This is a genomic window from Rhodanobacter fulvus Jip2, assembly GCF_000264315.1.
Classification (GTDB): Bacteria; Pseudomonadota; Gammaproteobacteria; order Xanthomonadales; family Rhodanobacteraceae; genus Rhodanobacter; species Rhodanobacter fulvus.
The window spans coordinates 1-20599 of sequence record NZ_AJXU01000022.1; the positions used below are offsets into that span (position 1 = coordinate 1).

At 66.7% G+C, this 20599-nt stretch carries 16 protein-coding genes; 7 read left to right on the forward strand and 9 right to left on the reverse strand.

The genetic code is table 11. The annotated features are described in order from the left end of the window. Nucleotides 1-801 precede the first annotated feature (801 nt). From UU9_RS04550 to UU9_RS04565, 4 genes are read right to left on the reverse strand one after another with little or no spacing between them, the layout of a single operon-like run. The gene (locus UU9_RS04550) at nucleotides 802-1917 is read right to left on the reverse strand and encodes a sulfate/molybdate ABC transporter ATP-binding protein (RefSeq protein ID WP_007080544.1); all 1116 of its coding nucleotides are present in this window, start codon (nucleotides 1915-1917) and stop codon (nucleotides 802-804) included. A gap of 9 nt (nucleotides 1918-1926) precedes the next feature. After that, nucleotides 1927-2790 carry a sulfate ABC transporter permease subunit CysW gene (gene cysW / locus UU9_RS04555; protein WP_007080545.1) on the reverse strand — a complete coding sequence of 288 codons (864 nt, stop codon included), beginning with the start codon at nucleotides 2788-2790 and terminating at the stop codon, nucleotides 1927-1929. After that, on the reverse strand, nucleotides 2787-3620 hold the full coding sequence (cysT, locus tag UU9_RS04560) for a sulfate ABC transporter permease subunit CysT (protein ID WP_007080546.1): 834 nt from the start codon (nucleotides 3618-3620) through the stop codon (nucleotides 2787-2789). The genes cysW and cysT overlap by 4 nt, the downstream gene beginning before the upstream one ends. A gap of 3 nt (nucleotides 3621-3623) precedes the next feature. Further along, on the reverse strand, nucleotides 3624-4631 hold the full coding sequence (locus tag UU9_RS04565; protein WP_007080547.1) for a sulfate ABC transporter substrate-binding protein: 1008 nt from the start codon (nucleotides 4629-4631) through the stop codon (nucleotides 3624-3626). Nucleotides 4632-5071: 440 nt separating this feature from the next. Between UU9_RS04565 and fusA the strand changes: the two genes are divergently transcribed. Continuing rightward, entirely contained in the window at nucleotides 5072-7111 is a 2040-nt protein-coding gene (fusA, locus tag UU9_RS04570; RefSeq protein ID WP_007080548.1) for an elongation factor G, read from the forward strand. 117 nt (nucleotides 7112-7228) lie between these two features. Here fusA and UU9_RS04575 read toward each other — a convergent pair whose 3' ends face one another. Then, nucleotides 7229-7708: an SET domain-containing protein gene (locus tag UU9_RS04575; protein WP_007080549.1), complete on the reverse strand. Its 480-nt coding sequence runs from the start codon at nucleotides 7706-7708 to the stop codon at nucleotides 7229-7231. A gap of 128 nt (nucleotides 7709-7836) precedes the next feature. Between UU9_RS04575 and UU9_RS04580 the strand changes: the two genes are divergently transcribed. Both UU9_RS04580 and UU9_RS04585 read left to right on the forward strand, forming a co-directional pair. Then, complete coding sequence (locus UU9_RS04580; protein ID WP_007080550.1) at nucleotides 7837-8316, forward strand: hypothetical protein; 480 nt, start codon at nucleotides 7837-7839, stop codon at nucleotides 8314-8316. Between the two features lie 23 nt (nucleotides 8317-8339). Beyond that, nucleotides 8340-10130: an acyl-CoA dehydrogenase C-terminal domain-containing protein gene (locus tag UU9_RS04585; protein WP_007080551.1), complete on the forward strand. Its 1791-nt coding sequence runs from the start codon at nucleotides 8340-8342 to the stop codon at nucleotides 10128-10130. A gap of 81 nt (nucleotides 10131-10211) precedes the next feature. Here UU9_RS04585 and UU9_RS04590 read toward each other — a convergent pair whose 3' ends face one another. Then, a complete protein-coding gene (locus tag UU9_RS04590) occupies nucleotides 10212-12149 on the reverse strand; it encodes an esterase/lipase family protein (RefSeq protein ID WP_007080552.1) in 1938 nt (645 codons plus the stop codon). A 107-nt stretch (nucleotides 12150-12256) separates the two neighbouring features. Between UU9_RS04590 and UU9_RS04595 the strand changes: the two genes are divergently transcribed. Then, nucleotides 12257-13243, forward strand: a complete 987-nt coding sequence (locus tag UU9_RS04595; protein WP_007080553.1) for an Lnb N-terminal periplasmic domain-containing protein — start codon at nucleotides 12257-12259, stop codon at nucleotides 13241-13243. 18 nt (nucleotides 13244-13261) lie between these two features. Here the strand turns inward: UU9_RS04595 and UU9_RS04600 are convergent, their stop codons facing one another. Then, entirely contained in the window at nucleotides 13262-14701 is a 1440-nt protein-coding gene (locus UU9_RS04600; protein WP_007080554.1) for an RNB domain-containing ribonuclease, read from the reverse strand. A 148-nt stretch (nucleotides 14702-14849) separates the two neighbouring features. On the opposite strand from UU9_RS04600, the gene UU9_RS04605 reads away from it, so the two are divergent. Next, on the forward strand, nucleotides 14850-15326 hold the full coding sequence (locus UU9_RS04605; RefSeq protein WP_007080555.1) for a GNAT family N-acetyltransferase: 477 nt from the start codon (nucleotides 14850-14852) through the stop codon (nucleotides 15324-15326). Between the two features lie 375 nt (nucleotides 15327-15701). On the opposite strand, the gene UU9_RS04610 is transcribed toward UU9_RS04605, so the two are convergent. Continuing rightward, entirely contained in the window at nucleotides 15702-16463 is a 762-nt protein-coding gene (locus tag UU9_RS04610) for a SapC family protein (RefSeq protein WP_007080556.1), read from the reverse strand. Between the two features lie 233 nt (nucleotides 16464-16696). On the opposite strand from UU9_RS04610, the gene UU9_RS04615 reads away from it, so the two are divergent. After that, a complete protein-coding gene (locus UU9_RS04615) occupies nucleotides 16697-17311 on the forward strand; it encodes an HNH endonuclease (protein ID WP_007080557.1) in 615 nt (204 codons plus the stop codon). Between the two features lie 129 nt (nucleotides 17312-17440). Here UU9_RS04615 and UU9_RS04620 read toward each other — a convergent pair whose 3' ends face one another. After that, the gene (locus UU9_RS04620) at nucleotides 17441-17971 is read right to left on the reverse strand and encodes a low affinity iron permease family protein (protein WP_007080558.1); all 531 of its coding nucleotides are present in this window, start codon (nucleotides 17969-17971) and stop codon (nucleotides 17441-17443) included. Between the two features lie 138 nt (nucleotides 17972-18109). On the opposite strand from UU9_RS04620, the gene dxs reads away from it, so the two are divergent. After that, nucleotides 18110-20002 carry a 1-deoxy-D-xylulose-5-phosphate synthase gene (dxs, locus tag UU9_RS04625; protein WP_007080559.1) on the forward strand — a complete coding sequence of 631 codons (1893 nt, stop codon included), beginning with the start codon at nucleotides 18110-18112 and terminating at the stop codon, nucleotides 20000-20002. Nucleotides 20003-20599: the final 597 nt, after the last annotated feature.

Genomic DNA, 20599 nt, shown 5'->3' on the forward strand with positions numbered 1-20599 from the left:
CCCGCTTGGCGCTTGCCGGGCGTCCTGCCCGGCAAGTCCGTGAGTCGGGGTCGGGCTTTTCGAGCGGGCTCCTGCCCGCGCGAAAAGGCGTTGCCATCCCTGGCAACGCCCGCTACGCGGCCTTGTCGCCCCCGCCTCACCGCCGCACAGGGGCCCCGGGTAGAGCGACGGGCCATCCTGGCCCGTACTCGGGATGAAGCCAGGGCAAAAGCAAAAGCGAAAGCAGAAGCAGAAGCGAAGCTGCTCACCCCAGCCGTTCTCCCTGAGCGTAGGCCAGAGGCCGAAGTCGAAGGGCCGCTCGCCTTCACCCTTCGACTCCGCCGCTTCGCGGCTACGCTCAGGGCGACCGGACGGTGAGGAAGAAAACAGAAGGCTCCACGCCGCGACGCTCTCGCAGCGGCGCAGCCGCTGCGCACCGAGTGCGCGCCACGATGGCGCGCTGCTCTACCCGGGGCCCCTCTGAAGCGGCGGGCGGGCGGAGGATCAGCCCGCAGGGTGGCCGGCAGGGATGCCGGCCAGTTTGGCGTCAGTCCATGGATGGACTGTCGACAAACCCCGTAGCCCGCACGCGTACCTCGCGGGCAGGATGCCCGCGAGGCGCGGAAGCGGGGTGGCCTTTCTCTTTGGTTACTTTCTCTTTGGCCACGCAAAGAGAAAGTGACTCGAGCGCCGCAGGCGATCGAAAGCTCTTGCTCTGGAGCCAGATCCAAGAGCAAAGGCATCGCGACTGAAGTCGCTCCCACAAAAAGCGACAAGAGCATCCCGCACAACGCGCGCTCTCACGGCGAGGGGATGCTCTGTCTACGAAGCAGCTTGCGGTTGCAACACGTGGCGTGCGGCGGCATCGGCGGCACCTCGTGCGTCGAGCGGAAACGCGGTGATCAGCCGTGGTTGCACGACAAGTGATTGCCCGGGCTGCAGGCCGCGTTGGGCCACCTCGTCACTGGACATGTCCGCCTCCAGCACCTGCCCCAGCGCGGGCACATCCAGCTCCAGGTGTGCCACGCCGCCGGCGAGATAGATGTGCCGCAGTTGCGCGGCCCAGCCATCCGTCGATGGCGTCGACGACACCAGCAGATGTTCCGGTCGCACGTAGCCGATGGCGCTGCCGACGGCGTTGCCCGGCCAGGGATCGGCACCGAGTTGCCGTTGGCCGCCGGTCAGCACACCGTTCGCGCGCTGCAGCGGAATCCTGTTGTTCTTGCCGATGAACTCGCACACGAACGGTGTGGCCGGTTGCTGGTAAATCGCCTCCGGCGTGCCGATCTGTTCGATGCGGCCACGGTTCATCACCGCCACGCGGTCGGCCAGTTCCAGCGCTTCCTCCTGGTCGTGGGTGACGAACACGCTGGTCAGGCCGAGTTCCTCGTGCAGGTTGCGCAGCCAGCGGCGCAGCGCCACGCGCACTTGCGCATCCAGCGCGCCGAACGGTTCGTCCAGCAACAGCAGGTCCGGCTCGACGGCCAGTGCACGCGCCAGTGCCACGCGCTGGCGCTGGCCGCCGGAAAGCTGGCTGGTGTAGCGCTTGCCCAGGTCGTCCAGTTGCACGCGTTTCAGCAGTCGCTCCACGCGTTCGTTGATTTCCGCGCGACCGGGGCGCGATTTGCGCGGGCGGATGCGCAGGCCGAACGCCACGTTCTCGCTCACCGTGAGGTGGCGAAACAGGGCGTAATGCTGGAACACCAGGCCCACCTTGCGTTCGCGCGCATCGACTGCCAGCAGGTCGCGGTCGTTCTGGCGCACGCTGCCGCTGTCGGGGTAATCCAGCCCGGCGAGGATGCGCAGCAAGGTGGTCTTGCCCGAGCCGGACGGGCCCAGCAGCGCCAGGAATTCACCCGGTTCGATGCACAGGCTGACGTCGTCCAGCGCGGCAAAGCCGGCGTAGCGGCGATGGAGATGGGACAGTTCGAGGGTCATGCGTTGTTCTCAATGGCCGCGCGTAGCGCGCGCGGCTAGTTCGTCGCCGTAGCGCCATTCCAGCAGCGCCTTCACCACCAGCGTCAGCAGCGCCAGCAGGCCCAGCAGCGAGGCCACGGCGAAGGCGCCCATGTAGTCGTACTCGTTGTAGCGCATCTCCACTTCCAGCGGCATCGTGGTGGTCAAACCGCGGATGTGGCCGGAGACCACCGACACCGCGCCGAACTCGCCCATCGCCCGCGCATTGCACAGCAGCACGCCATACAACAGCGCCCAGCGGATGTTGGGCAGCGTGACGCGGAAGAACATCTGCCAGCCACTGGCGCCCAGCGTGCGCGCGGCCTCCTCCTCCTCGCTGCCCTGCGCCTGCATCAGCGAAATCAGCTCGCGCGCCACGAATGGCAAGGTGATGAACACGGTCGCCAGCACCAGCCCGGGCACCGCGAAGATGATCGTGACGCCATGATCGGACAGCCACGGTCCGAACCACCCCTGCGCGCCAAACAGCAGCACATAGACCAGGCCGGCCACCACCGGCGACACCGAGAATGGCAAGTCGATGAACGCGCCCAGCAACGCCTTGCCGCGAAATTCGAAGCGCGTCATCGCCCACGCCGCCGCCACGCCGAACACCAGGTTCAACGGCACCGCCAGCACGGCCACCAGCAAGGTCAGCTTGATCGACGATACCGTCTCCGGTTGCGCCAGCACATCCATGAACGCGGCCACGCCCTTGCTCAACGCCTCGATGAACACCGCCGCCAGCGGCAGCAGCACCAGCACGGCCATGAACACCATGACCAACGCGATCAACGTGCCGCGCAACAGGCGATGGCGCCAGCTCAGCGGGCGCGTGGCGTGCAAGCCGCTCATGCCGCACGCTCCGCCCAGCGCCCGCTCCAACGTTGCAGCAACGCGATGGCCACCAGCAGCACCAGCGAGAAACCGAGCATTACCGTGCCCAGCGCGGCGGCGCCCGCGTAATCGAATTGCTCCAGTTTCTGCACGATCAGCAGCGGCGCGATTTCCGAACGCAGCGGGATGTTGCCGGCGATGAAGATCACCGAGCCGTACTCACCCACCGCCCGCGCCAGCGCCAGCGCAAAGCCGGTGAGCAGGGTCGGCAACAGCGCCGGCACGATCACCCGCACGAAGGTCTGCAGGCGGGTGGCGCCCAGGCTTTCGGCGGCCTCCTCCACGTCGCGGTCCAGTGTCTCGAGCACCGGCTGCAGCGTGCGCACCACGTACGGGAAACCCACGAAGATCATCGCCACCAGCACGCCAGCCGGCGCGTACGCGATCTTGATGCCCAGCGGCAACAGGTATTGCCCCAGCCAGCCGTTGGGCGCGTAGATCGCGGTCAATGCGATGCCGGCCACGGCGGTGGGCAGCGCGAACGGCAGATCCACCAGCGCATCGAACAGTCGCCGTCCGGGGAAGCGGTAGCGCACCAGCACCCAGGTCACCAGCAGACCGGCCACCGCGTTGAACAGTGCCGCGATCAGCGCACCGCCGAAACTCAGTTTCAACGCCGCCAGCGTGCGCGGCGCGGAAAGCAGTTGCAGCCAGCCGCTGAAATCCAGCGCCGACGCCTTCCATACCAGCGCCGCCAACGGCAACAACACGATCAGCCCGAGGTACGTCAGCGCGTACCCCAGGCTGATGCCGAAGCCGGGCAACACCCGTCGTCGCTTGTGACCCATGCGTCAGCTGCCCGGACCGATCTGGTCGAACACGCCGCCATCGGCGAAGAAGCGTTTTTGCGCCGCACGCCAGCCGCCGAAGGTGTCATCGATGGTGAACAGCTTCAGCTTCGGAAACTGCGCGCTGTACTTCGCCTCCACCGAGGCCAGCCGCGGCCGGTAGAAATTCCTGGCGATGATTTCCTGCGCGGCGGGCGTGTAGAGGAACTGCAGGTACGCCTCGGCCACGGCCTGGGTGCCATGCTTCTGCGCGTTCTTGTCGACCACCGCCACCGGCGGTTCGGCCAGGATGCTGATGGAGGGCGCCACGATCTCGAAGGCGCCCTTGCCCAGTTCCTTCTGCGCCAGAAACGCCTCGTTTTCCCATGCCAGCAGCACATCGCCCACGCCGCGCTGCACGAAGGTATTGGTGGCGCCGCGGGCGCCGGTATCGAGTACCGGCACGTGCTGGAACAACGCCTTCACGAAGGCCTTCGCGCTGTCGTCGGTGCCGCCGGGCAGCTTGCGCGCATAACCCCAGGCCGCCAGGAAATTCCAGCGCGCGCCGCCGGAGGTTTTCGGGTTCGGTGTGATCACCTGCACGCCGGGCTTGATCAGGTCGCCCCAGTCGCGGATGCCCTTGGGGTTGCCCTTGCGCACCAGGAACACGATGGTCGAGGTGTACGGCGTGGAGTTGTCGGGCAGCCGTTTCTGCCAGTCCTCGGCCAGCAGGCCGCGGTCCGCCAGCGCGTCGATGTCGTAGGCCAGCGCCAGCGTCACCACATCGGCGGGCAGGCCGTCCACCACTGAGCGGGCCTGCTTGCCGGAGCCGCCGTGGGACATGCGGATCGCCAACTTGTCGGCGGGGTGGCTGGCGTTCCACTGCGCCAAAAAGGCGGTATCCACATCCCGGTACAACTCGCGGGTGGGGTCGTAGGACACGTTGAGCAGGGTCGCGGCGGCAGCGGTGCCGGCCAGCGTCATTCCGCTCAGCAGCACGGCAGCGAACAAGAGCAGCGATGATCGTTTCATGGCGCCTCCACAGGGGTTGGGGGACTGGAGCGTATCGGGGCGTTGCCGGCCCCGCGAAATGGTCAAAGGCGATGACGATATGCCGCCCCGCGGGTGCGCAAGCCTGATCGGGAGATGAATGCAATCACGTTGCCGGTTAAGGTTCCGCTAGGAACGTGCCGCGGTAAAGCGGCCGCGCTGGAGCCGTGGCGGCGCGCGTTTTCCGGCACGCCGCAACCGCTTTTTTGCCGTCGTGCCGCGCGGCGTCCCTGCAGTGCGACTTGACCGCACCTGCGCTTCGCTCAAATCTAGGCGGGCGGCATCTGCCGCTTCCGCCATGACCGTCCTCGCTGCGTGCGGGCGATGCGCGACCATGACGGCCCGCCATCGTCAGCCGCCAGCGCGGCCTCATGCGGCGCCGCTCATGCCTGAGGCCACGCCCTTTCTGGGAGGGTCGCATCGTGTCGTATTCCACGGAACACATCCGCAACATCGCCTTGACCGGGCACGCCGCAGTGGGCAAGAGCACGCTGCTGGAGGCCTTGTTGCTCGCCGGCGGCACGATCCAGTCGCCCGGCAGCATCGAACGCGGCAATACCGTCTCGGACAGCGATGCCCAGGAAAAGGCCCGCGGCCATTCCATCGACAACTGCGTGGCCAGCATCGATCGCGGCGATTGCCACCTCAACCTGATCGACACCGCCGGCTACGACGATTTTCGCGGCGGCACGCTGTCCGCGCTGGCCGCGGTGGAAACCGTGGCGATCGTGGTGAACGCGGTCAACGGCATCGAACACGGCACCCGCCGCATGATGCTGCACGCGCGAGCGCGCGGCCTGGCACGCATGCTGGTGATCAACAAGATCGATTTCGACGGCGCCGACCTGGCCGCGCTGGTGGATGCGTTGCGCGAGGAATTCGGCACCGAGTGCCTGCCGGTGAACCTTCCCGCCGGACGCGGCAGTCGCGTGCTGGACTGTTTTTTCCACAGCGATGGCGCCACCGATTTCTCGTCACTGGCCGAGGCGCACCAGCACATCATCGACCAGGTGGTTGAGATCAGCGAAACCACGATGGACGTCTATCTGGATGCCGGTGAAGCCGCGCTCACGCCACAGCAACTGCACGATGCGTTCGAGCAATGCCTGCGCGAGGGACATCTGGTGCCGATCTGCTTCGTCAGCGCCCGCACCGGAGCAGGCGTGCGCGAATTCCTGGAACTGGCCGAACGGCTGCTGCCGAATCCGGCCGAGGGCAACCCGCCGCCGTTCGTGCGCGCCGACGGCACGCCGTTGTCCATCAGCGCCGATCCCGCCAGCCATGTGATCGCCGACGTGTTCAAGATCGTCAACGACCCGTTCGTGGGCAAGCTGGGCGTGTTTCGCGTGTGGCAGGGCACGGTGCGCCGCGACAGCCAGCTGCTGATCGATGACAGCCGCAAGCCGTTCAAGGTCGGCCATCTGCTGCGGCTGCAGGGCAAGACACTTGTGGAAATCGAGGCAGCCATTCCGGGCGACATCGCGGCAGTGTCCAAGGTGGAGGACATCCACTTCGATGCGGTGCTGCACGATTCCCACGACGACGACGCCATCGCGCTGGCACCGCTGGCGTTCCCGTCGCCGATGTTCGGTCTGGCGGTGCAGACCCGGCACAAGGGCCACGAGCAGAAGCTGTCCAACGCGTTGGCGCGACTGGCCGAGGAGGATCCCTGCTTCCGGGTGGAGCATCACAAGGAGCTCAACGAAACCGTGGTGCGCGGGCTTTCCGAATTGCACCTGAAGGTGATGCTTGAACGCATGCGCGAGCGTTACGGCGTGGAAGTCGACACGCACCCGCCGCGCATCGCCTATCGTGAAACCATCGCCATCAGCGCCGACGGCCATCACCGGCACAAGAAGCAGACCGGTGGCGCCGGCCAGTTCGGCGAGGTGTTTCTGCGAGTCGAACCGCTGGCACGCGGCGCCGGCTTCGAGTTCGTCGATGCGGTGAAAGGCGGCGTGATTCCCGGCCAGTTTCTTCCCGCGATCGAGAAAGGCGTGCGGCTGGCGATGGAGCATGGCGCCATCGCGGGCTTTCCGCTGCAGGACCTGCGGGTGACCGTTTACGACGGCAAGCATCACGCCGTCGACTCGAAGGAAGTGGCCTTCATCAGCGCCGGCCGCAAGGCGTTTGTCGACGCCGTGGGCAAGGCCAAACCGATCGTGCTGGAGCCGATCGTGAACGTGGAAGTGGCCGTGCCCGAGCACCACGTGGGCGACGTCACCGGCGCCCTGGCCGCCAAGCGCGCGCGCATCCTGGGTACCGATACGCAGCGCGGCGGCGAGCGGGTGATCAAGGCACAGGCGCCGCTGGCCGAACTGACCGACTACCCCACCGAACTGAAATCGATGACCGGCGGCCGCGGCCGCTACAGCCTGGACCTGAGCCACTACGAAGCAGTACCGCCAGCCGTGCAGAAGCAGCTCGGCGAGAGCTGGAAACCGCACGTGGAAGAGGATTGAGGCGGGCGGCCTTTCTGTGGGAGCGGCTTCTGTGGGAGCGGCTTCAGCCGCGATGCCTTTTGCCCCGGAGTTTCAGAGCAGGAGCATCGCGACTGAAGTCGCTCCCACGCGGGGTGCTTACGCGGCGCGCAGACGCTTGGGCTTCAACAGCGTCCCGGTGCACTTGGGCGAACCGCACAGGCACCGCCACAGCTTCTTCAGCCGCGCGGTATGCGGCACGTCCAGCACGATGCCGTAATCGTAGGTGAGCTCCTCACCGGGCTTGATCTTGCGCAGCGCCTCGATCACCACCTTGTCGCGGCGACGGTCGCCATCAGCGTTTTCCTCCACCAGCGCGCGGCAATTGGGTGCGCAACTGTGGTTGATCCAGCGCGCGCTGTTGCCGCCCTGGTTGGCGTCGATGATGTACTCGTCGTTGAGCGTGAACAGGAACGTGTGCCCGGTTTCGCCGCCATCGCCATACAACTCGTCCGCCTCGGCATGGGTCAGGAGCTTGCCCTTGTACTCGACGATTTCCTCGCCCCTGGCAATCGTGTCGACAGCGAAAACGCCATTGCCGTGGATGGGAGAACGGCGGGCGACGAAACGTCGTGGCATGGAATGGAACCTGCGGGGGAAAAGAAACATGATGCCTGTTTGCGCCTGGCCAATAAACATCGCACTGGCGTGCGCACGGCCAAACATGGTTAGAATCAGAGTTCAAACGATCGTTTGGAGAATCTGCAATGTCCGTATTGCGCTGGATCGTCCCCGCCCTGTTGTGTCTGGCGCTGGTCGCCTGCGGGCCGCCGAAGAAAAGCGTGTTTCCGCCGACGGTCACCGTGCAGCAGTTGACGGTGCTTCCCGGCGGGCAGTGGCAGCTGACGGTACGCATCCAGAACAACAGTTACTCCAGCATGGATTTCAGCGTGCTGGAAGGCAGCATGCAGGTGGCCGAGCTGATGCCGATCCGGCTGCATGCCAGCTTCACGCGGGACATTCCGGCGTTTGCCGGCGACGTGATCCAGCTTGATGTCCTGCCCACCGCAGCGATGACCCAGACGCTGCAAGCCGTCGCCGCCAAGGGCAGCCGTGGGTCGCTGGCCTATCGCATCGGCGGCAGCGCCCGCGCCCAGCCCGAGCAGGAAGACACGCCACGCGATTTCGATTTCAGCGGCAGGGACTGGCTGTCGCCGGTCCCCGGCATGCCCGGCACCTTCCGCTGACACCCTCTTCCCAAGGAACCGACATGACTGCCTACAAAGCCCCCCTCGATGACCTGCGCTTCACGCTTTTCGACGTCCTTGGCGCGGAACAGACCCTGCTGTCACTGCCCGGCGGCGACGCCCACAGCCGCGACCTGCTGGATGCGGTGCTGGAGGAAGCCGGCCGCCTCAGCGAACAGCTGCTGGCGCCGACCAACGGCCCGGCCGACGCCGAGGGCTGCCACTTCGACAAGGCCACCCAGACGGTGACCACGCCGAAGGGCTTCAAGGAAGCGTTCAAGGCGTTTGCCGAAGGCGGCTGGACCGGCCTGACCAATCCGGAAACCTACGGCGGCCAGGCCCTGCCCGGCGTGCTCGGCACCGCCACCACCGAGATCTTCCAGTCCGGCAACCTGGCCTGGAGCCTGTACCCGCTGCTGTCCGAGGGCGCCACCCACGCGATGGCCATGCACGGCGAGGAATGGCAGCGCGAGCGCTTCATGAAGCCCATCGTGGCCGGCCGCTGGACCGGCACCATGTGCCTCACCGAACCGCAGGCCGGCTCCGACCTCGGCCTGTTGAAGACCCGCGCCGAACCCGCCGCGGCGGACGCGGACGGCCATGCCGTCTACAAGCTCAGCGGCACCAAGATCTTCATCAGCGCGGGCGAGCACGACCTCACCGAAAACATCATTCACCTGGTGCTGGCGCGCCTGCCGGACGCGCCGGAAGGCAGCCGTGGCATCTCGATGTTCATCGTGCCGAAGTTCAAGCTCAACGCCGACGGCACGCCGGGCGAGCGCAACACCGTGGCCGCCGGCGCGATCGAGCACAAGATGGGCATCCACGCCTGCTCCACCTGCGTGATGAACTTCGACGGCGCCGAGGGCTACCTGATCGGCAAGCCGCACAAGGGCCTGGCGGCGATGTTCACCATGATGAATGCGGCGCGCCTGTCGGTCGGCGTGCAGGGCCTGGCGCTGGCCGAGCGCGCGCTGCAGAACAGCCTCAACTACGCGCGCGAGCGGCTGCAGTCGCGCTCGCTGTCGGGCGCGAAATTCCCCGACAAGCCGGCCGACAATCTGCTGGTGCAGCCGGACGTGCGGCGCATGCTGCTGACCCAGCGCGCGTTCGTGGAAGGTTCGCGTGCGCTGGTGCTGTACACCGCGCTGCAGACCGACATCGAACACCGTGCTACCGACGAAGCCGTACGGCAGAAGGCCGGCGAACTGGTCGCCTTCCTGATCCCGATCGCCAAGGGCATGACCACCGAACTGGCGCAGGAATGCACCAAGGAAGCGCTGCAGATCTACGGCGGCCACGGCTACATCGCCGAGAACGGCATGGAGCAATTCGTCCGCGACGCCCGCATCATCACCTTGTACGAAGGCACCACCGGCATCCAGGCCGCCGACCTGCTGGGCCGCAAGATCCTGCAGTTGCAGGGCGTGGGCGCGAAACACTTCCTGCAGGAGATCAGCGCGTTCTGCCAGCAGCACAGCACCGACGAATCGCTGCGTAGCCTGATCGGCCCGCTGGCCGTCGCCACCAGGGAATGGAGCGACCTCACCGTGAGCCTGGCCCAGCGCGTGGCGGCCAATCCGGAGGAACTCGGCGCCGCGGCCACCGATTACCTGTATTACTCCGGCTACGTCACCCTCGCCTACCTGTGGGCACGCAGCGTGGTCGCCGCCGAGGCCAGCCATCAATCGGCGGCGTTCAAGCAAGCCAAGCGCGACACCGCCGCGTTCTACTTTGCCCGCATCCTGCCGCGCACACTGATGCACAAGGCGGCGATCGAAGCCGGCGTGGACACGCTGCCCGCGATCGACTGATCCATCACGGGTATTCGCCATGAAAAAAAGCCCGGGGTGATCCCGGGCTTTTTTCGACTGAGGCAGATTCCCCGGCGTCCGCTACGGCGTCTGCTTCACCGTCTCCAACTGCAGCCGAAGAATCCGGCGCAACTCCAGGATGGCAGCCGGGGTTTCCTGCACGCTGTGCCAGGAGGGTATGGCCAGTTCGGAATCGGCGCCGTCGAGATGGGCGCTCCGGTACGGCACCACGCCGTCGCTGCTGTCCTGCAACGGCCCCTTCGATTTATACACGCCGACAATGGTGTGGTAGTGCACGCGCGGCGAGATCGGCAATCCGGCCGAGGCGATGATGAACGGGTCGGTGTCGCCGAGGTTGTCGATGCTGTTGGGGATGCGCAGTAGTGGCGCGTTGTTGCCTTCGTCGCCGTCGGTCTTGATCAGTTCGGTGAGACTGGCCATTTCCTTCAGCACGCCGACCGGCAGGCGGATCAGGTTGCCGATCCAGCGCGCCAGCCGATGCTGCGCGTACGGCGTGCCGCGATGCGGCGAGGCGAGGAATACAGCGCGATCCACCTGCGGCATCGGGGTGAACTGCAGGTAGCGGCTGAGCCGCGCGCGAAAGCGGGCGCGCCTTGCCGCCGACAAGTTCGGCCGCAGCGGAATCAGCTCCCACAGTTTGTCGCCGCTGGAGGACACCAGCAGCCGCGCGATGACGCCGCCCATGCTGTGTCCGATCAGGGTCATATCCCGCGAGGCACGTGCCGTGCCGGCGGGGTCGTAGTGATGCAGCGTGGCGTCCAGCGCCTTGCGGATGTTGGCAAGATTGATGGCAACCGGCGCATTGGTCGGGTAGTAGACCTCCCACACCTGGTAGTTGCGGCGCAGCTCCTCGTCGCCCATCACTTCGTTGGCGACGTTGATCCACGCCTCCGGGCTGCTGGCCAGGCCGTGCAGCATCACCACCACCAGACGGTTCGGATCGTACGGCTGCATCAGCAGCACGCGCGGGGTCTGGATGCCGCCCTCGCGCCCCAGCAGCGAGCGGATCGACTGGCTGGCGAAACCCGAGCGCGCCAGCCACACGCCATAGGCGGCGGTGAAGTTGGCGCCCAGCGGAACGCTGCGGCCGGCGATCGTGAGGGTGTCGTCGCGATACGGGTCGCGCACCACCAGTTGCACCTGCCATGTCGCCAGCACCTCGGCCAGCGTATCGCCGTCGAACATCAGCGCGCCGGTCATCGATACGTAATCCGGATCGCGCCACGCCACGTCATTGCCGGCTGCGTGGGGTGGCGCGACGGCGACGAAGTCCGAGCCGAAACCGTCACGCCGGTAGACGTTGCGCAGGCCACGGAAACGCAGGCCCGCCGCCGGGATGAGCTCGGCCGGCGCCCGTGCATCATCGGCCAGGCGCAGGTCGGTCTCGGGACGCAACACCGTCCAGCCGGCCAGCTCGGTCCTCGTCCATTGGCGGCCCAACTGCGGCAGCGTTTCGAAGAAGCGGCTCACGGCGCGCTGCACGGCGTAGTTGTAGAAGCCGATTACCTGCACCTGGCGCAGGTCGAAGGCGCGCGCGGCCAGCGGGCGCTCGGTGTAGAACAAATAGGCGTAGGCGTAGCGCGCGGACTCCAGGTACGCGTTGAGCGTCGCCGCATCCATCGGCGTCCTGTCGTTCGCGTGATCGCCGTCGAGGGCCCGGCCCATCCACAGTTCGGACAAGGCCGAAAGCCGCTGCTCGTCGGTCAGCCCGGGTGACTGCGCCACCGTGTCCGTGCAACCGACGAACTCGCGCTGGCAACTGTCGGCGGTCAACGCCACCACATTCAGCGCCTGTACGGTGCCGTCGCTGAGGCGGGCGGCACCGATCACGTCGGCACGCCGCTCGTTGGCGTAGTCGTTGTGCTTGACGCGACTGACCTCGACCATCGCGCAGGCATTGAGGCACAGCAGCACCGCGACGAGGGCGCAACGCGCCATCACGCGACCCAGCGCCGGCACGATGCCGCCCGGCAGGGAAAAGTGCACCGCTTCGCTCATCGGGCGAGTGTAGCCGCGACGCGTGCACGGATTGCCTTGCCGCGACCGAAGCCGCACGCTGGCACCATGGACCGCTGGCCCGAGACGTGATGAAGCAGAGAATCAGGATGATCGCGCGGATGCTGCTGGTTGGCCTGCTCGCCCTGGCCACGCTGTGCTCGGGCGCGTGGGGCGCGCTGGCCCTGTGGTACCAGTTGCCGGGCGGCACCGTGGTGAGGACTCTGGGCAGCGTGACCTGGGCGCTGGTGGTGATCGTGCTGGCCGGCATCGCGATCCGTCGCCGCAGCTGGCTTCCGGCGGGCATCTACCTGGCGCTGTACGCGCTGCTGCTGCTCTGGTGGAGCAGCATCGCGCCATCCAATCTGCGCGACTGGGCCGACGATGTCTCGCGCCCGCTCACGGGCCGCATCGAGGGCAGCCAGGTCGTGCTGCACAACGTGCGCGACTTCGCCTGGCGCAGCGACACCGACTACGACGCGCATTGGGAAACCCGTCGCTACGACCTGGACCACCTCGCCAGCGCCGACGCCGTGCTGTCGTACTGGGGCAGCCAGGCGATTGCCCACGCGATGATCTCGTTCGGCTTCGACGACGGCCGCCACCTGGTGTTCTCGGTGGAGATCCGCCGCGAGCGCCACGAGCAGTACTCGCCGATCGGCGGTTTCTTCAAGCAGTTCGAGACCACCCTGGTGGCAGCCGACGAACACGACATCATCCGCGTGCGCACCAACGTGCGCGGCGAGGACGATTACCTGTACCCGCTGCGCATGGACAAGCCCGCGATGCGTGCGCTGTTCCTGTCGTACGTGCGCGCCGCCAACCACCTGGCGACGACGCCGGCGTTCTACAACACGCTCACGTCCAACTGCACCACGATCGTCTACGACATGGCCCGGCAGATCGCGCCCGGCCTGCCGTGGGACATCCGCCTGCTGCTCACCGGCTACCTGCCGGCGTACCTGCACAAGGTGGGCGCGGTGGATCGCAGCGTGCCGGTGGATGTGTTGCGCGAACGCAGCCGGATCACCGAGCGGGCCAGAAGGACGCGGGCGACGGACGACTTCTCGCGGGCCATCCGCGAACGCACGCCGTGATCGAGCCCGGCGTCCTGCTCAGCTGTTCAGCGCGAAACGCGTCACCCGCCTGACCGGATCGGCCTCGACCAGGCTCACCTTGACGTCGGCACCGAGCGGCAGCGCGTCGATACCGGAAACGCCAGCCTCGATCGCCGGTTCGCGCACGATGACCGTGCCCTTGTGCGGGTCCTCGTGGTCCACCTCCACGATGGCACCCGGAAAAACCTCACCCACCCGCGACGCCAGCACCACCGCCTCGGCCAGGTTGAGCACTGCGCTTTCGTACTGGCCGGCGCGATGACCGCAGGCCTGCATGGTGGCCGGCAGCCCGGGCAGCGCCGCCAGCACCCAGTCGGGCACCGGTTGTCCTGCACATAGCGCCACGCAGATCTCGCCGGTGTAACGATCCACCAGCCGCCGCAGCGGCGCGGTGGCGTGGGTGTATTGCGCGGCCAGCGCCGAATGCATCGACTGATCCGGCAGCGCGCCGTTGAAGGCAGCGTAGCCGGCCCCGCGCAACACGCTGGTACAGGCGGTGAGCATCGCCACGTGCAGGCTTTTGGTCGGGTCCAGCGAGCGGATGAAGCCGGGGTAGTCGAGCGCGGCCGGCCAGTCGATGGCCAACGCCCGCGCCGTCACGCGCAAGCGTTCGATCGAGCGTGGATCGGGCGGCGGCAGCGTGCGCAGGATGCCGACCCCGGCCTGCACCATCAGATGCGCGGCAGCCATGCCGGTCAGCAGCGAGATCTGTTCGTTCCAGTCTTCCAGCGGCAGGCGGGCGCGAAAAGCCAGCTCCCATCGACCATCCACCACACCCACCTCCTGCTCCGGCAGCGGCAGGCTGACGCCGCCACGGGAAACCTCACGCCGGCGGCGCAGCTCGCCGATGTCGCGCAGCACCGCCCACATCGGATCGGTCGTGCCCGCATCGATGAGCTTCTGCACGCCGTCGTAATCGAGCTTCGCCCGGCTGCGCACCTTCGCCCGCCGCACGTCGACGGCGATGCCCTCGCCGGTGTGGTCCAGATCGATTGTCCACAACAGTGCGGGGCGCAGTTGATCCGGCAGCAGGGACGCAGCGTCCTCGGACAGCACCTTGGGGTGCAACGGGATCTTCGTCTGGCCGCCGTACAGCGTCTCGCCGCGCCGGTGCGCCTCCAGATCGATCGGGTCGCCCGCGCTGACAAAGGCGGCCACGTCGGCAATGGCGTAGTACACGCGGTAGCCGCCCTCGGTGCGCTCCACGTACATGGCCTGGTCCAGATCCATCGCGCCTGCCGGGTCGATGGTGACGAGGGCGATCTCGCTGCAATCCAGCGTCGGCCAGCGCGGCTGGGCAGCGGCGGCAACCGCGGCCGCCTCAACCTCCGGCGGGAACGCCGACGGCAGTTTCAGGTCGCGCTGGATGTCACCAAGGCCCCGCGAAAACGCCGTATCGGCTTCGGGCTTGATGTGGAGGCGGCGGGTGGTCGACATGAAGGGCTCCCTGGCTGGGTGGGTTTCGATGACTCACCGGACGATCCGTCGCGGCAGCGGCCTTTTCAAGATAACCCACACCGCCCGGGCTACCGCGCCGCGGTGGCAAGGTGTAGAAACGACAGCTTCAGTCCTGCCTGATCGACCCATGACCGACACCAGCCTGCTGATCCGCCTGGCCGAAGAGGAAGACGCCGATTTCATCCTTGCGCAGGTCACCCGCTTCGTGAATTTCACGCTGCCGCCGTGGCGGCGCAGGGAGGCATGCATCGGCGGGATCCACCGCGACCTGCTGCGGCATCTGGACGACCAGCCACCCAACAGCTACCTGTTCGTGGCCGAGGACGTCGACGGCGAGCGGGCCGGGTTCATCCATCTGCAACGCACGGTGGATTTCTTCACCGGGCACAACAACTGCCATATTTCGGACCTGGCCGTCGCCTCGCCGCATGAGGGTAGGGGCGTGGGCAAAGCCCTGCTTGCGCATGCCGAAACGTGGGCGGCGGAACACGATTGCCGGCTGCTGACGCTGGCGGTTTTCCCGGGCAACGAGCGCGCGCGGGCGCTGTATGCAGCGGCGGGTTATGCCACGGACCTGTTGCGCCTCGCCAAGCCCGTGGGCTGAGCGGTTTACCCGACAACGCGGCCGTTCCTTCCCCCGCTACGCAGGGGAAGCGAAAGCCCGCTGTCCCTTCCCCCGCTTGCGGGGGAAGGTGCCGACTGCGAAGGCAGGATGCCGAAGCGAACGGCAAAGCCGGCCCGAAGGGCGTGCCGCAGGAGCGGCACGTAAGGCGGATGGGGGCACGCGGCAAGTCGGTGCCGCTGTTGGCTTCACGGCAACCGAAGAGCACCCCCTTCAGCCCTGCGGGCAGCGTTGCTGCTCAAGATGGCAATCCTGCCATCTTGTCCCCGCAAGCGGGGGAAGCGAGAGCTCGCGGTTCCTCCCCCGCGGATCGTGGGGAAAGATGGCGCCCGAACCGTTCGGTTCGGGCGCGGTCGCTCAGTTGGTGGTCTTGTTGGCCGCTTCGGCCAGCTCGCGCAGGCTCAGGCGCTGGGCCACGCGGTCGATGTTGATCAGCGACAGCAGGTGCGCGTAGATCCAGCCCATCGCGCCGCTGACCAGCAGCTCCTGCGTGACGGTGGCATCCAGTGCGCGCAGCTTGTCCTCGTTGACCATGAACAGGCCGTTGAGGTTGATCGTCTTGCCGCCCTTCTCCAGCCGCAGGCTGCGCGGCTCCAGCAAGTCATGCTTGACGAGCTGCTCCATGAACCACTTGGTACGCGACACCTGGTCCTGGAACTCGCCCAGGAAACCGATCGCCTTGGTCAGCATTTCGCTGTTGGTGCCGTCTTCCTGGAACAGGCGCTCGCCTTCACTGGGGTTGAAGCCGCTGTAGGCCTCATCCAGAAACACGGTGAAATCATCGCCCTCGGTGCCGGCCGGCTTTTCGGCCAGCACGAACGGGTAGCGACGCACGAACGCCGGGATATAGGTGTCCTTCTCCCACTTGCCCTCGGCGTCCACATAGAGGTTTTCGTTCTCGCGCAGGCCGAGCACCGCCATCGGGCCAGCCTCGGCAATGGTCTTGCCGCCGAACACGATCATCAGGTCGCGCGCCGCCACCGCGAATTCGGCACCGGTCAGGGGCACCGAATGCGCATTGAGCGCGAACTTCAGGCTCTCCAGGGGTTTCAGCCGCAGATTCTTGTGTTCGTTGCGATTGAGCGGAACCGGACGCTCGTAGAAAAGGATTTCAGCCACGTTACTTACCTCTAGCCCCGCCGTGCCGGGGTCGCCACCGAAGCGCCCCCTACCAAACCCGGCGTCGGGGTCTGTGTTGATGGGCAACTATATCAGCGCCAATGCACGCCGGGAATCGGGGCAAGCCCTTTTAGAGACAGTGGCTTGCACGCGATGGGAGGGGCATTTGGTCTATGCTGGCTGCCGACTGCATCGCGCAAACGCTCTTTCGCTACCGCTGAAGGAATCCGTACATGCTGATGGAAGTACCGAACCGGCCCGATCTTCAGGCGACCCGCGTTCTGTCGCTGGATGTTTCCGGCCGCATCCTGGACTGGATCAGCTGGCAGGACGCGGTTTGCCTGTATGTCCGCGAGGCGGTGGCCTGGACCCTGGGCGACCCCTGCCTGACCGTGCATGGCGGCATCAATCGCCTGCATGGCGTGCAGAGCCTGCTGCACCTGCATCCGATCGTGGCCAGCACCGGCCACTGCCGCGACCACGCGGTGGACCCGGCGCCGGCACTGACCAACACCGCCCTGTTCGCGCGCGATCGCCACCTGTGCCTGTACTGCGGCGACCACTTTACCCGCGCCGAGCTCACCCGCGACCACGTGCTGCCGCTGTCGCGCCAGGGCAAGGACGAATGGGAAAACGTGGTCAGCGCCTGCGTGGCCTGCAACCTGAAAAAGAGCAACCGCACGCCACAGCAGGCCAACATGCCCCTGCTGGCGGTGCCGTACCGGCCCAGCTGGGTGGAGCACCTGATCCTGTCCAACCGCAACATCCTGGCCGACCAGATGGAGTTTCTGGTCAGCCACCTGCCGCGCAGCCGGCGCGGCTCAATGGCCGAGTTGAACGCCGCCTAGGAACCGGGCACCTGCAGGAGCGGCTTCAGCCGCGATGCTCTGGAGCATTGGAGCAAAGGCATCGCGACTGAAGTCGCTCCCACATGGGAAGGCATCTCGGTCAGCGCAAGATTTCACCCCCGCACCGGTTCAGGGCTTCTCCTCCTCCGTATCGGCTGCCGCTTCTTTCCGTGCCGCGGCTTCCGCGTCGCGCTGCTCGCGCAGCTCCTGCTCGATCTCATCCATTTCCTTGCAGGCCTCCTGCTTTTCCTGCGCCGCTTGCACCTTGCTGCCGTCGGTGGACGTGCCGGCCTCTTCCTCGAGCCTGGCGCCGAGCTTGCGATAATTTTCGCGGATGCGCTCCAGCGCATCCTCATCCAGGTTTTCCACGTCGAGCAGGCCGTTGTGCGCGGCGGTGGCGCGGATCAGCTCGTCCAGCTTGATCTGCAACGCCGCGCTGTCGCGGTTCTGGCTGTTCTGGATCAGGAAAACCATCATGAAGGTGATGATGGTGGTGCCGGTGTTGATCACCAGTTGCCAGGTGTCGCCGAAGTGGAACAACGGCCCCGTTGCCGCCCACAGGACGATCAGGGCGGCGGCGCCCAGAAACGCACCGGGCTTGCCTGAATAGCGCGCCGTCGCCTCGGCGAAATGGCGGAAAGATTGCGAAACCTTGCTCATGATGCAATTACCGATGCCTGGGTCGGCGCCAGCTTGCCGCGACGATCGTGTGCCAAACGTGCAGGAGACGCACCTTTGTGTGGAGGATTTCACGGCCCCACGCTTGCCCCACTTCGCCGCTGGCCCAACAATACGCCGATGAACGACCTTTCCCGTTACCCCCATCTCGCCACGATCGAGACCCCGGCGGATCTGCGCCGCGTGGCCGACGACGAGCTGCCCGCCGTGGCCGACGAACTGCGCCAGTATCTGATCGAGTCGGTCGCCAGCTCGGGCGGCCACTTCGGCGCCGGGCTGGGCGTGGTGGAACTGACGGTGGCGCTGCATCGCGTGTTCGACACGCCGCGCGATCGGCTGGTGTGGGACGTGGGCCACCAGTGCTATCCGCACAAGATCCTCACCGGCCGCCGCGACCGCATCACCACGATCAAGAAGAAGGACGGATTGGCGCCGTTCCCGCGCCGCGCCGAAAGCGAATACGACACCTTCGGCGTGGGCCATTCGTCCACCTCGATCTCGGCCGCGCTGGGCATGGCGATCGCCGCGCAGCGCCAGGGCGACCATCGCAAGGTGGTGGCGGTGATCGGCGACGGCGCGATGACCGCGGGCATGGCGTTCGAGGCGCTCAACCACGGCGGCGACGTGGAGCCGGACATGCTGGTGGTATTCAACGACAACGGCATGTCGATCAGCGAGAACGTGGGCGCGCTGACCAAGATGATGGCGCGCGCCATGGCCAGCCAGCGGCTCAACGAGTGGCGCGAGCGAGCCAAGCGGGCGATCCCGAAGCAGTCGTTCTTCGGCCGCCTGTTCAAGAACTGGGAGGAGCACGCCAAGGGCATGTTCGTGCCCAGCACGCTGTTCGAGGAGCTGGGTTTCCACTACACCGGCCCGATCGACGGCCACAACATGCCGCAGCTGCTGCAGGCGCTGCGCACGGTCAAGCAACTACCCGGCCCGCAACTGCTGCACGTGGTCACCACCAAGGGCAAGGGCTACGCGCCGGCCGAGCAGGCGCAGATCAAGTACCACGCGGTGGGGCCGTTCGACCCGCAGGCCGGGTTGGCCAAGAAAGCCGCGGCGGCCAAGCCCACCTACACCGACATCTTCGGCGACTGGCTGTGCGACATGGCGGCGGCCGATTCGCGCCTGCTGGCGATCACCCCGGCGATGCGCGAAGGCTCCGGCCTGGTGCGCTTCTCCAAGGAATATCCGCAGCGCTATTTCGACGTGGCGATCGCCGAGCAGCACGCCGTGACGCTGGCCGCCGGCATGGCCTGCGAAGGCGCCAAACCCGTCGTGGCGATCTACTCCACCTTCCTGCAGCGCGCCTACGACCAGGCCATCCACGACGTGGCGCTGCAGAACCTCGACGTGACCTTCGCGATCGACCGCGCCGGCGTGGTCGGCCCCGACGGCGCCACCCATGCGGGCAGTTTCGACCTCACCTTCCTGCGTTGCCTGCCGCACATGGTGATCATGGCGCCAGCCGACGAAAACGAATGCCGCGCGATGCTGACCACCGCGTACCAGCATCCCGGCCCGGCCGCCGTGCGCTACCCGCGCGGCGTGGGCTCCGGTGTGGCCATTCACCACGAACTGGAAACCCTGCCCATCGGCAAGGCACAGCGCCGTCGCCGCGGCCACGGCCTGGCCCTGCTCAGCTTCGGCGCGATGCTGGAGCCGGCGGCGGTAATCGCCGCCGAACTCGATGCCACCCTGGTCAACATGCGCTTCGTGAAGCCGCTGGATGAAGCGATGATCCTGGAGCTGGCGCAGACCCACGATGCGTTCGTCACGCTGGAAGACAACGCCGTCGCCGGCGGCGCCGGCTCCGCCGTGGCCGAGTGCCTGGCCGCCAACGGCATCACCCTTCCAATCCTTCACCTTGGCCTTCCAGACGTCTATCTGGAACATGGCAGCCGCGAGGAAGTGCTGAGTATGGCGGGCCTGGATCTGCCACAGATCCGCGAGGCCATCCGCTTGCGGTTTCCGCGACTGACGGCGACGCATGTGGCCCACGCGGGGTAAGCGGGATTCGGGATTCGGGATTCGCAAGAGCAAGAGCAAGAGCAGGAGCAGGAGCAGGAGCAGCAACACGAGCGTTCCCCGCAGCGTGTCGTTGCCGTGGGTTGCCCTCACATTCCGTTCGCCCTGAGCGTAGCTCGCGTGAGCGAGCGAAGTCGAAGGGCGAGTGCGGGAAACCCTTCGACTTCGGCCTGCGGCCTACGCTCAGGGGGAACGGTTGAGGGGTTGCGGTGAGCCTTCGCTTCTCGCTTCTCGCTTCTCGCTTCTCGCTTTTCGCTTCTCGCTTCTCGCTTCTCGCTTTTCGCTTCTCGCTTTTAGCTTTTAGCTTTTAGCTTTTCGCTTTTCGCTTTTCGCTTTTAGCTTTTAGCTTTTCGCTTATTGCTTTCCGCTCCCGCTCCGGCTCTTCACCGAGTGCGGGCCAGGATGGCCCGCTGCTCTACCCGGGGCCCCTGTGCGGCGGTGAGGCGGGGCCGACAAGGCCGCGCAGCGGACGAGTCCATGGATGGACTCGCCTTTTCGCGCGGGCAGGAGCCCGCTCGAAAAGCCCGGCCCCGCCTCACGGACTTGCCGCCCATGGAGGGGCGGCAAGCGCCAAGCGGG